Origin of the sequence: Paenisporosarcina quisquiliarum, assembly GCF_027563315.1 — a bacterium.
Lineage (GTDB): Bacteria > Bacillota > Bacilli > Bacillales_A > Planococcaceae > Paenisporosarcina > Paenisporosarcina quisquiliarum.
In genome coordinates, this window is sequence record NZ_JAMKBJ010000006.1 from 202526 (window position 1) to 214658 (window position 12133).

General features: G+C 43.3%; 11 protein-coding genes. All 11 read left to right on the forward strand.

Annotation, left to right across the window (positions count from 1 at the left end):
* Positions 1-51 precede the first annotated feature (51 nt).
* The 11 genes from M9R32_RS09265 (at position 52) to M9R32_RS09315 (ending at position 11953) form a co-directional block, all read left to right on the forward strand.
* On the forward strand, positions 52-996 hold the full coding sequence (locus M9R32_RS09265) for a carbohydrate ABC transporter permease (protein WP_269926454.1): 945 nt from the start codon (positions 52-54) through the stop codon (positions 994-996).
* Positions 997-1010: 14 nt separating this feature from the next.
* Positions 1011-1982 carry a carbohydrate ABC transporter permease gene (locus tag M9R32_RS09270; RefSeq protein WP_269926455.1) on the forward strand — a complete coding sequence of 324 codons (972 nt, stop codon included), beginning with the start codon at positions 1011-1013 and terminating at the stop codon, positions 1980-1982.
* Positions 1979-3145 carry an exo-beta-N-acetylmuramidase NamZ family protein gene (locus M9R32_RS09275; protein ID WP_269926456.1) on the forward strand — a complete coding sequence of 389 codons (1167 nt, stop codon included), beginning with the start codon at positions 1979-1981 and terminating at the stop codon, positions 3143-3145. Before M9R32_RS09270 ends, M9R32_RS09275 begins: the two co-directional genes overlap by 4 nt.
* 12 nt (positions 3146-3157) lie before the next feature.
* Positions 3158-4072 carry an N-acetylmuramic acid 6-phosphate etherase gene (gene murQ / locus M9R32_RS09280; protein ID WP_269926457.1) on the forward strand — a complete coding sequence of 305 codons (915 nt, stop codon included), beginning with the start codon at positions 3158-3160 and terminating at the stop codon, positions 4070-4072.
* Positions 4073-4078: 6 nt separating this feature from the next.
* Positions 4079-5026 carry a GNAT family N-acetyltransferase gene (locus M9R32_RS09285; RefSeq protein ID WP_269926458.1) on the forward strand — a complete coding sequence of 316 codons (948 nt, stop codon included), beginning with the start codon at positions 4079-4081 and terminating at the stop codon, positions 5024-5026.
* A 53-nt stretch (positions 5027-5079) separates the two neighbouring features.
* Positions 5080-5958: a MurR/RpiR family transcriptional regulator gene (locus tag M9R32_RS09290; RefSeq protein ID WP_269926459.1), complete on the forward strand. Its 879-nt coding sequence runs from the start codon at positions 5080-5082 to the stop codon at positions 5956-5958.
* 26 nt (positions 5959-5984) lie between these two features.
* Complete coding sequence (nagA, locus tag M9R32_RS09295; protein ID WP_269926460.1) at positions 5985-7163, forward strand: N-acetylglucosamine-6-phosphate deacetylase; 1179 nt, start codon at positions 5985-5987, stop codon at positions 7161-7163.
* On the forward strand, positions 7144-7875 hold the full coding sequence (nagB, locus tag M9R32_RS09300; protein ID WP_269926461.1) for a glucosamine-6-phosphate deaminase: 732 nt from the start codon (positions 7144-7146) through the stop codon (positions 7873-7875). The genes nagA and nagB overlap by 20 nt, the downstream gene beginning before the upstream one ends.
* A 35-nt stretch (positions 7876-7910) precedes the next feature.
* Complete coding sequence (locus M9R32_RS09305; RefSeq protein WP_269926462.1) at positions 7911-9008, forward strand: ABC transporter ATP-binding protein; 1098 nt, start codon at positions 7911-7913, stop codon at positions 9006-9008.
* Between the two features lie 226 nt (positions 9009-9234).
* Positions 9235-10647: a glycolate oxidase subunit GlcD gene (gene glcD / locus M9R32_RS09310; protein ID WP_269926463.1), complete on the forward strand. Its 1413-nt coding sequence runs from the start codon at positions 9235-9237 to the stop codon at positions 10645-10647.
* Positions 10640-11953: a (Fe-S)-binding protein gene (locus M9R32_RS09315; RefSeq protein ID WP_269926464.1), complete on the forward strand. Its 1314-nt coding sequence runs from the start codon at positions 10640-10642 to the stop codon at positions 11951-11953. Before glcD ends, M9R32_RS09315 begins: the two co-directional genes overlap by 8 nt.
* Positions 11954-12133 lie beyond the last annotated feature (180 nt).

Below are 12133 nucleotides of genomic sequence, written 5' to 3' on the forward strand. Positions count from 1 at the left end.
AGCAGGCTCTGCATCACGCAAGCCTGCTTCATTTTTAGGAGGTGTCCCATTTTGACTCAAATACCGATGGGTGCAGTGCCAAAGAAAGATAATGAAAAATTAAAAGTGTTAAAGAAACCGAATAAAAATGTCTTTCTTCAAATGAAGAAAAATTACAGTGCTTATTTGTTCTTATTACCAAAATTGATTTTGTTTGTATTGTTTGTGGCGATTCCGGTCATTTGGGCGTTCGTTCTGTCTTTCCAGGAGTATAAAATATTCGGCAGCGAATTTGTCGGTCTCGACAACTACATAAAAGTATTTCAAAGTGAAGCCTTCCTGGTTGCGCTGAAAAACACCTTACTGTTTACCGTCGTGACGGTACCGTTCAGCGTGTTGAGTGCCCTGGTCATTGCATCCATGATTTTTGTACTGGGGAAAGTGTCACAAAGCTTTTTCCGTTCCGCATTTTATTTACCGACCGTAACATCGATGGTTATTATTGCGATGGTCTGGCGCTGGATGTATAACTATGAATTCGGTTTGTTCAATTATATCCTGGGCTGGTTCGGAATCGAACAAATCAACTGGCTTGGTCAATCGAGCAGTGCTCTATGGGCATTAATCATTATGCAATGTCTCATTCCATTTGGTGTCGGGATTATTATGTATTTGGCTTCTATGGGATCGATTTCACATTCGCTTTACGAAGCAGCACGGATGGATGGAGCTAGTAGTTTTAAACAATGGCTGCACATCACGATTCCATTATTAAAACCTACCACTTTATACCTCGTATTATTAAGCACAATCGGTTCATTCCAGGTGTTCACCCAAATCATCATGATGACAGGTGGGGGACCCGGGAATGCGACAGAAACATTAGTGCATCTCATCTACAAAACAGGTTTCCGTGACTTCGAGTTTGGACTCGCTGCCGCTCAATCTGTCGTATTATTTGTGATCATCCTTATCTTCTCGATCATCCAGTTCCGGGTGCTTCGTCATGATGAGTGATTGGAGGTTTGACAATGAAGAAGAAACCGCTAGATAAAGTAAATAAATTGATTTTATATGTGTTGCTGACCATCTTCGCTGTGGTGTCATTACTTCCCTTGTACTGGGTATTCTCGACTTCCCTACAGTTAAACAGTTACCAGTCGCAAGATATGGAACGACCGGTATCTTATGTTGATTCCAATCCACCGAAAATGTATCCGATGGGGATCCCGCTCTACTTTGAACATTGGGGTGAAGCACGCGATGCCGCAAAATCTGGAGATGCTAAAGAAGAAGCTTACCATCGCGACATGATGGACCATATCGTGGACAACACGTTCTCCAGTTACGAAAATTTATTCAAGAAAAATGATGTGGGCAAATGGTTCTTTAACAGTTTTTATATTGCAGTGGTCGTGACTTTCGGGATTTTACTTCTAGATGCAATGGCAGGCTATGTGCTTGCAAAGAAAAAGTTCCCTGGCCGAAATTTGATTTTCTGGGTCATCATTTCAACCATGATGATTCCCGGGCAAGTAACACTTGTTCCATTGTTCATCATGGTCGGAAACCTGGATTTGATGAATACGCACTGGGCTTTGATATTGCCCGATTTATCCATGGTCTTCGGGGTATTCCTGATGAGGCAATTTATGTATTCCATTCCGGATGAGTTGCTCGAAGCGGCGAAAATGGACGGTGCAAGTGAATGGCGGACTTTTTGGACTGTAGTATTGCCACTGGCTAAACCAGGTCTTGCCGCACTAGGGATTTTCACATTCATGAACGTCTGGAATTCCTTCTTGTGGCCGATTATCGTGTTGAACAGCTCTAAATTGTATACATTGCCTGTAGGTTTGAAAACGTTGCAGGATGCAAACCTTGCTAGCTTCAAGTTATTGATGAGTGGGGCGGCGGTTTCCGCCATTCCGATGATTATTGTCTTTATTCTGTTCCAGCGTTATTTCGTGAAAGGATTGACACTGGGCGGCGTGAAGGAATGATGAACATGGAAGTAAAACTTGGACTTGATGTGTTTATGGAAAACCATTTGGCAGATGTGAAGGGAAAGCGTGTCGGATTGCTGACGAATCAGACAGGGGCAAATCGTGAGCTTGTCTCAACGATCCGGTTGTTTCATGAGCATGCTCATATCAATCTGACCACACTGTTTGCGCCTGAACATGGACTGAAAACAAATGCCAAAGAAGGCGAGAAGTTTTCGGACTTTGTTCATAGTTCCACTGGGGTGACGGTTTACAGTCTATATGGAAAATCAAAAAAACCGACGGATGCCATGATGACGGAAGTCGATGTCATCGTGTTTGATATGCAGGATATTGGTGCTCGCTACTATACGTACATTTACACAATGGCGTATATGATGGAGGCATGTGCGAGGACCGGAAAGAAAATGTTCGTCCTCGACAGACCGAATCCTATTGGCGGCGTTGAAGTGGAAGGGAACTTTATTGATCCTGATTACTCTTCGTTTGTCGGGCTATACCCGATTCCGAATCGCCATGGTATGACAGTCGGCGAATTGGCTTCGTATTTTAATGAAGAGTTTTCCATCCATTGTGATTTGGTTGTGGTTGAGATGGACGGATGGAAGCGGGATTGCTTTTCCACGGATATCAATTTGCCGTGGATTCCACCGTCCCCAAATACAACAGGTCTCGATATGATGTTGTTATATCCCGGTACCTGTTTAATAGAGGGAACCAATTTATCTGAAGGACGAGGCACGACACAACCGTTTGAAATTGTCGGTGCCCCGTTTATTGATGGAGAAGAGTTGCAGGATGAAGTAAATGCACTCGGCTTAACAGGTGCTCGAGCACGTGCCCTTTCCTTTACACCGACCTATCAGAAGTTTACAGGTGAACTGTGTGAAGGCATTCAGTTGCATATTAGTGATCGACACACATTTAAACCATTGCATGCCTTTGTACATGTTTTAGCTGTCATCGCCAGACTGTATCCAAAAGAGTTGAAGTTTTTGGAATACGGAAGCTTAAAGCATCCAATGTTTGATTTACTTTCGGGTAATTCAAATTTACGTTTGGCATTGAAGAATGGGAATATAGAAAGCTTTTTGCAACAGTGCCAGTGTGATACTGAAGAGTTTTTAATGAAAAGACAATCGTATTTACGATATAGATAGGAAGGCGGAGCGATGGAAAAATTATCACTTCTTACAACGGAAGAATTTAACCCGAAATCACAGAGTCTGGATGAAATGTCCATAAAAGAAATATTGACCACCATGAATGAAGAAGATCAAACGATTGCACTTGCCGTTCAGCGAGTGATCCCTACCATTGAAGAAACCATTGAAAAAGTGGTCACTGCCTTTAAAAATGGTGGACGTCTTATTTATATTGGTGCAGGTACAAGTGGACGAATCGGTGTACTGGATGCAGTAGAATGTCCACCAACTTTCAGTACGTCACCTGAACTTGTTCAGGCAGTTCTGGCAGGTGGAGAAGGTGCTATGTTCCAAGCAGTGGAAGGTGCAGAAGACGATGAACTGCTTGGCGCATCAGATCTTCAAAAGCTTGAGATTACTGAACATGATGTCATTATTGGCATTGCTGCAAGTGGCAGAACACCTTATGTGAAAGGTGCATTGGTGTATGCAAATTCTTGCGGGGCAACGACTGTAAGTCTTACGAGCAATGAAAACTCGACAATCAGTAACTATGCAGATATTAAAATTGAAGTCGTGACAGGTCCGGAAGTATTAACGGGTTCCACGCGTTTACGTGCAGCAACAGCGCACAAAATGATTTTGAATATGATTTCAACTGCATCCATGATCAAGACGGGTAAAGTATATAAAAACTTAATGGTTGATTTGAATGCCAGTAATTATAAATTGCGTGAACGTGCCAAACAAATGGTTTGCTCCATTACGGATGTTTCGTACAAAGAGGCAGAAGCCGTGTTAGAGGAAACAGCTTTTGATGTGAAACTTGCGATTGTGATGATCTTTACGAATGTGGATAAATCGAAAGCCCAGCAACTTATTGCGCAATCAGGAGGATTTGTCCGAGACGCTGTGAAACTGGCGGAAATTAAGGAAGGATGACCGAACATGTACCGCACCTTTCAGAATGGTGATGAAGTAGGCATTGTCGACTTATGGAATGATGTATTGTTGCATGATCCCATCAATAGGACCCGCTTCCGATCACAAGTATTGCTCGATGCGAATTTTGATCCAAGAGGTTTATGGGTGGCAGAACAAGACGGTAAAATCGTAGCGGCGATTTTGGCGATTACACGCAAGCTTCCAATGGAAGGAACGAACTTGGAAAGTGATAGTGGTTGGATTACTTTCTTTATGGTCCATCCAAGCTTCGAACGTCAAGGAATCGGTCATCAATTGATGGAACATGCAACAGCATACATCCGTGGGCAAGGTGCAGAAAAAGTGTTCTTCTCGTCCTATGCACCGAATTATTTCCTGCCAGGGATTGATGAATCCAGGTACCCTAAAGGCTTTGGCTATTTGAAAAAAGAAGGCTTCCGCCGACTATATTCTCCTGTTGCGATGCATCGCACATTGACTGACTATGTTTATCCGCAAGATGTACGAGACTTGAAAGCGCAACGCCAAAGGGAAGGCTTTTCTTTTGGGTGTGTACAGGATGGTGATTTCCCGGCAGTCATCCAATTTGCGAATAAGCACTTCAATCCCGATTGGGGAAGAGCCATTCGTGAAGGTGTTTTGCAGGGACTTTCACCATCACAAATACTTGTTGCCAAAAAGCACGGTCAAGTGGTCGGGTTTGCCATGTACGGAGGCTACGAACAAATTCGTGAACGATTCGGCCCGTTTGGGGTAGATGAAAGCGAGCAAGGTAAAGGACTCGGCAAGATTTTATTGCATGAAACATTGCATACGATGAAACAGCTGACGATTCAGGGTGCCTGGTTTTTATGGACGAGTGAAACGACAGCTGCAGGTCATCTCTACTTGAAAAATGACTTTCGCACATTCCGTAGCTTTCATGTCATGCTAAAAGAGTTGACAAACTAACGGCATCGACAGATGATTCGATTATATTAGTAAGTGAAGAAGGGTTGATAGACATGGCAATATCAAGTGGTGGATTGGTGTTAGTAAATGAAATGCGACAAATGCTTCCTCCGTCAGAACAGAAGATTGCGGACTATATTTTGGCGAATCCAGAAAAAATCGTCACGATGACTGTATCTGAACTCGGAGAAATGAGTCAGACGAGTGGAGCGGCTGTAACCAGACTTTGCAAATCCTTGAAACTCAAAGGTTTTCAGGAATTGAAACTTAGGATTAATGGTGATTTAGGTCGCAAAATTGAACTCACTAATCGTGATATTCAGCCAAACGAACCCGTTTCAACGACGATTCAAAAAGTGACGGAACATGCCGTTCAAACCTTGCTTGAAACAGCGGAACTATTGGATAGCAGACAGCTTGAATTGGCAGTGGATGCGATTGTGAATGCCAAAAACATTCACTTCTTCGGTGTAGGGGCTTCGGCGATTCCTGCGATCGATGCACAACAAAAATTACTGCGTATCCATAAAGCTTCTACAGTCAGCACGGATTTACATATGGGTGCAACGATTGTGGCAAATGCCGATCAAAATGATGTTGTAGTCGGTATTTCGTTTTCCGGTTCGACATTTGAAGTGGAAAAAATTCTGGAGCTGGCAAATGAAAAAGGTGCAACGACGATCAGTTTAACGAAGTTCGGGCAATCACCGGTGTCTGAAATTTCACAGATTCATTTAAGCACATCACCGACACGTGAAGCCAACTTCAGGAGTGGTGCGACATCTTCGCGGCTTGCCCAGTTGCATGTCATGGATATTTTATTCATGTCAGTGGCGTCAAAGCAATACGAAACAACCATTACCTATCTCGATGCCACTCGGGAAGCAATTGAAGACATCCAGAAACAAACATTCCGTAAAAAGAAAAAATAACGTTTACCTATAAGAAGGTGTTTGAAATGACTGCAATGCTCATACACAATATTCGAATTGCTTTGCCGAATGGACAGCTGATGACTGGTGAAGTCTTGATGGATAATGGGAAAATCATTCAGATCTCTGACCAACCGATTGATGCCTGGTCAGGAGCTCGATTCGATGGCCAAGGCAATATGGCGCTACCTGGATTCATCGATCTTCATATTCACGGGGCAATGGGTGCTGATTTCATGGATGGTGATGAGCAAGCGTTTGCAACGATTGCCCGCTATTTGCCGCAGGAAGGAACAACTTCCTTTCTTGCGACGACGCTCACTCAGTCCGTAAAGAACATCCAGCGTGCAGTGGATAGCGGGAAGAGATTTATGTCCGAAGAAATTGCCAAGTCTGCAAATGGTGCTGAAATGCTAGGCTTTCATCTCGAAGGCCCTTTCATTCATCCAGACCAGGCAGGTGCTCAGCCTTTGGAGTTTATCAGGGAGCCATCGATGCATTTAGTGCAGGGATGGTTTGGCAATGAACTTGACCATTTGAAAGTCGTGACGTTGGCACCTGAAACAGACGATGGTTTTACAGTGATCCAGTATTTGACGGAGCATGGCGTCATTTCTTCAGCGGGTCATACAACGGCAACCTATGCGCAAATTGAGCAGGCGACACAATATGGATTACGTCATTTAACGCATTTTTGTAATGCGATGACTGGCCTCCATCACCGGGAAATCGGTGTAGTGGGAGCTGGATTGCTGAACAATCAACTAGTTTGTGAAGTGATTGCAGATGGCATTCATATTTCCGACGATATGTTGAAGCTGATGCTGAAAGTGATCGGACCCGAACGTCTGGTTTTGATTACTGACTCCATGCGGGCGAAAGGTTTAACAGACGGCACATACACATTAGCCGATCAGCAAGTCGAAGTCGTCGGAGCGAAAGCTACTTTGGCAAATGGAACGTTGGCGGGAAGTGTTCTGAAAATGAATGATGGTGTAAAAAAGATACAGGAATTAGCTGATGTTTCGTTGCATGACATCATGAAAATGACGTCTAGCAATGCAGCGCAGAGACTTGGAGTATACGAGCGAAAAGGAAGCATCGAAGTCGGAAAAGATGCTGATATCGTCCTTTTAAACGATAAGTTCGATGTTCATTCTACATTTTGTATGGGGAGGATGAGTTATGCCCGTGATCACTTCTAAACACTTTCGATGGATCGAAGTCGAAAATTATGCAGAAATGAGCCGGCTGGCAGCTGCTATTTTTGAACAACAGTTGCTTGAAAAACCAGACAGTGTGCTAGGACTGGCAACTGGGGGGAGCCCGGTTGGATTTTACGAGGCACTGGTCAAGCAGTTTCAACAAGGTGGATTTACGTTCAAGGATGCGCAATCGTTTAACTTGGATGAATACGTAGGGATTTCCCCTATCGATTCAACTAGCTACCACAGTTATATGGAGCGACATTTGTTCTCGCACATTGATTTGCCATTAGAAAGCAGAAACTTGCCCGATGGAATGGCTGAAAATATCCCTGCTGAATGTGATCACTATGAGCAGGCGATTGTTCAAAGTGGTGGCATTGATTTGCAACTGCTTGGTATCGGCGTCAATGGACATATCGGTTTTAACGAACCGGGAACTTCATTTCAATCCAAAACACATGTTGTTGAACTGGCTGACGAAACGCGTGAAGAAAATGCAAAGTATTTTTCTTCTAAAGAAGATGTACCCAAGCACGCCATTACAATGGGAATCAGCACAATCATGAAAGCAAAAAAAATTGTACTGCTTGCCTTTGGTGAACATAAATTAGAGGCAATCAAACGTTTGCGATTTGAAGGGATTTCAGAAGATTTCCCTGCAAGTATTTTGAAGGAACATCCACATGTCACGGTTTTGTATGGTAAATAAGGTATTCTATTAGGTGATTTGAGAGGAGAGTTCGTATGGCAGAGTTAAAGCTAGTCAATTTGACGAAGGAATATGATAAAGGTGTCATCGCCGTAAAAGATTTTAATTTACATATCGAGGACAAAGAATTTATCGTCTTTGTCGGTCCATCGGGTTGTGGGAAATCAACAACCTTACGCATGATTGCAGGTCTCGAAGAAATTTCGGATGGCGATTTTGAAATTGATGGCCAACGCATGAACGATGTTGCGCCGAAAAACCGCGATATCGCGATGGTATTCCAGAACTATGCACTTTATCCGCATATGTCAGTCTATGAAAATATGGCATTCAGTTTGAAGCTTCGTAAAGTACCGAAAGATCAAATTGAAAAACAAGTAAATGAAGCAGCTAAAATTCTTGGTTTAGAAGATTACTTGAAACGCAAACCGAAAGCACTGTCTGGTGGTCAACGCCAACGTGTAGCACTAGGTCGTGCTATCGTTCGAGATGCGAAAGTGTTCCTGATGGATGAACCTTTATCCAATCTGGATGCAAAACTTCGTGTGCAAATGCGTGCGGAGATTCAAAAACTGCACCGCCGTCTTCAAACGACAACTATTTATGTGACACATGATCAGACCGAGGCAATGACAATGGCGACTCGTTTGGTCGTCATGAAAGATGGCTATATTCAGCAAGTCGGTACACCAAAAGATGTGTATGATTACCCGACCAATGTATTTGTCGGTGGTTTCATCGGATCTCCTGCGATGAACTTCTTTAAAGGAATGATGACAGCAGATGGCCTGTTGATCGGGGATACGAAAATCCATATCCCAAATGACAAGCGTGCCATGTTAAAGGAAAAAGGATACGACGACAAAGAATTGATATTAGGGGTGCGTCCTGAAGATATTTATACGAATGCACAGGATATCGAATCAAATGCATTGTCCACATTCAATGCGAAGATTGAAGTATCAGAACTTCTTGGTGCAGAAACGTATCTGTATTCAAACTTGCATGGTTCTGACTTCATTGCCCGAATCGAATCGAACACAACCATCCAGCCGCTGGATACCATTCCGTTGGCTTTTGATATGGAAAAAGCTCATTTCTTTGATGCATCTACGGAAAACCGTATTTTTTAATCGACTGCCTGGCAAGGAAATTTGCCAGGTTTTGTTATATATAAAAGGTTTTAATATGAGGGTATTAGTTGAATTTAAATGAATCGCTGTTGAAGAGGAATGTAAACGGGGTTTGAAGTGGAATAAACCCGCTAATAACCAGGAACAAACATAAATGAACTTGATAAAACTCAGCACCTCCTCAACATTCTCCCCTAAAAATAGTAAACCTGAAAGGAGACCAAATATGGATGCACGTTTATTGAAAAAAATAGAAGCCATCGTTTCTGCCCAGCATGTTCAGGCTACCAAGGCAGCGTTGCTTGCTTACTCATATGATGCGACCCCGAATTTTCAAGCGTTGCCGGATGTTGTAGTAGCCCCGGGGAACGTACAGGAAGTGCAAGCTCTCGTGTCACTGTGTGCAGAGGAAGGGATTCCAATTGTTCCGCGTGGATCAGGAACCAATCTTGCTGCGGGAACGACACCAACATCCGGTGGTCTTGTCATGCTATTTCACCGCATGAATCAAATCCTGGAGCTCGATGAAGAGAATTTAACCATTCGCGTGCAACCCGGTGTCATAACGGAACATATACATAAAACGGTCGAACGTGCAGGATTCTTTTATCCACCTGACCCAAGCTCGATGAAAATCTCCACAATTGGAGGGAACGTCAGTGAAAATTCAGGTGGGTTGCGCGGCTTGAAGTATGGCGTAACAAAAGACTATGTGATGGGTCTGGAAGTTGTGTTGGCAAATGGTGAAGTACTTCGAACAGGTGGCAAACTTGCGAAAGACGTTGCAGGATATGATGTGACTAGTTTGATTGTCGGTGCGGAAGGTACGTTAGGCATTGTTACAGAAATTTTATTGAAATTGATTCCATTGCCGGAAACGAAGCAAACGATGGTTGCGATTTTCCCTTCATTAGAAGAAGCGGGGAGTGCCGTGTCCGCAATTATTGCTGAAAAAATAACACCGGTTACGCTAGAATTTATGGATAATGGCACGATACGGGCTGTTGAGGCTCACGCTGGTATTGGGTTGCCCGTTGAAGCGGAGGCTTTATTACTGCTCGAACAAGACGGAGCAGCAGATCAAGTAGTAAAAGATATGACTTTGATGGCGGAAGTTTGTAGAAAACACGGTGCCATCAGTGTGCAATTGGCTCAAAATGAAGTGGAAGCGGAACAACTGCGGCTGGCGAGAAGAACCGCTCTATCAGCACTTGCACGTATTCGCCCGACAACCATACTGGAAGATGCAACAGTTCCTCGATCAGAAATTGCCACGATGGTACGGGAAATTCAACGAATTGCACAAAAATACGATGTGCTAATCTGTACTTTCGGTCATGCGGGTGATGGTAACTTGCATCCAACGTGTTTAACGGATGTACGAAATGCTGAAGAAATGCATCGAGTAGAAGCAGCCTTTGCAGAAATATTTGAAGTGGCGATTCGACTGGGGGGCACGATTACCGGTGAACACGGAGTGGGCGAAATGAAATCCCCTTATCTGGAATGGAAAATCGGACCTTCAGGTATCAGTGTGATGAAGGCAATTAAGTTGGCATTTGATCCGGACAATATAATGAATCCAGGAAAAATATTTGCCAAGGAAACGAAAAAAAGAGTGGTGCTTGCTAATGGTTAGTAAGCCTGACAATCAGATGCAAGCAGCATTCGTTGAACAGGTAAGTGAAGAGAAGCTTCTGGATTGCATGAGATGTGGCTTCTGTTTGCCAGCTTGTCCAACGTACATACAAAGTGGTTACAATGAAATCCATTCGCCAAGAGGTCGTATTGCCATCATGAAAGGTATTCGCGATGGGATCGTTGAGTGGGACAGTTCAACCGAAGAAGCGATTGATCTTTGTTTAGGTTGCCGAGCCTGTGAACCAGCCTGTCCGGCTGGTGTTGAATATGGCCATTTGCTGGAACAGACGAGAGCTGCGGTCCAGTCTGCTAAATCAACATCATTAAAGGAACAAGTCAGTCGAAAAGTTGCATTTGATCATTTATTCAAAAACCAATCAACGATGGTAGGTGCGACAAAACTGGTCAGGGCGTATCAAGCATCAGGATTGCAAAAAAACGTTCGCAAAATTGGGTTCATGGAATTGTTCCCACCGATGCTTAAAGAGATGGAAAAAGCGATGCCGGTTGTTCCTAAGCAAACGAAACGAAAACCTCTAGTGAGAGTAAACAAGCCTACGATGAATATCGCCTTCTTCAGTGGCTGTCTGATGGATACGATGTTTCGGAAAACCAATGACCACACCATTCAATTACTAGAAATGCTCGGATGTAACATCGTGATTCCTGAAGCTCAAGTATGTTGCGGAGCCTTACATGGACATAGTGGAGAACTGGAAAAAGCAAAATGGAATGCCCGTCGAAATATCGATGCATTTGACTTATCTGAGATTGATTTTATCGTAAATAATGCAGGTGGATGTGGAGCCTTTTTAGCTGAATATGGCCATTTGCTTGCAGAGGATAAAGAATATGCTGAAAGAGCGAAGGTATATGATGGCAAAATCATTGATGTTTCCAGCTTACTGGTCAAACTTGGCATTAGTGAAAAGTTAAAGGCTGTTTCACACCTTAGAAATGATTTAATTACGTATCAGGACTCCTGCCATTTGCGAAATGTCAATCGAGTCGTGAACGAGCCACGCGAAATCTTGTCGAGTATTCCATCCGCACGATATATCGAACTCCCATCTGCTGGCTTGTGTTGTGGTTCTGCAGGTATTTACAATTTACTGAACCAAGAAATGTCATTGCGTATTCTGGATGATAAAATGAGGGACGTTCAGCAAACAAACGCATCAATCGTCATTACTACGAATCCTGGTTGTTTATTGCAAATGCGCGCTGGTATTCATCGAGCAGGCATGAGTGATGTTGTAAGAGCTGAACATATCGTTGATTACTTAATTGAAGTATTGATCTAGGTTTGACGATCACGTAGGAAAAATAGGCGTTCACGTAGGAAAAATTGATGTTCACGGTTTGGCCCCCTCTATTTAGACACCATCTTTAAAAATTAAAGACTAATCTTTTGTGAATGGCCATTATTTTCTTGAAAACGTCTTAAAAACTGGCAAGGTGAAAGATAATTTAAACTTCCATGA

Excerpts from the sequence above, each read along its gene's own strand:
- nagA (WP_269926460.1), top strand. The coding sequence starts at position 5,985 with ATGACTGCAATGCTCATACACAATATTCGAATTGCTTTGCCGAATGGA.
- nagB (WP_269926461.1), top strand. The coding sequence starts at position 7,144 with ATGCCCGTGATCACTTCTAAACACTTTCGATGGATCGAAGTCGAAAAT.
- M9R32_RS09275 (WP_269926456.1), top strand. The coding sequence starts at position 1,979 with ATGATGAACATGGAAGTAAAACTTGGACTTGATGTGTTTATGGAAAAC.
- M9R32_RS09315 (WP_269926464.1), top strand. The coding sequence starts at position 10,640 with ATGGTTAGTAAGCCTGACAATCAGATGCAAGCAGCATTCGTTGAACAG.
- M9R32_RS09305 (WP_269926462.1), top strand. The coding sequence starts at position 7,911 with ATGGCAGAGTTAAAGCTAGTCAATTTGACGAAGGAATATGATAAAGGT.
- M9R32_RS09285 (WP_269926458.1), top strand. The coding sequence starts at position 4,079 with ATGTACCGCACCTTTCAGAATGGTGATGAAGTAGGCATTGTCGACTTA.
- glcD (WP_269926463.1), top strand. The coding sequence starts at position 9,235 with ATGGATGCACGTTTATTGAAAAAAATAGAAGCCATCGTTTCTGCCCAG.
- murQ (WP_269926457.1), top strand. The coding sequence starts at position 3,158 with ATGGAAAAATTATCACTTCTTACAACGGAAGAATTTAACCCGAAATCA.
- M9R32_RS09270 (WP_269926455.1), top strand. The coding sequence starts at position 1,011 with ATGAAGAAGAAACCGCTAGATAAAGTAAATAAATTGATTTTATATGTG.
- M9R32_RS09290 (WP_269926459.1), top strand. The coding sequence starts at position 5,080 with ATGGCAATATCAAGTGGTGGATTGGTGTTAGTAAATGAAATGCGACAA.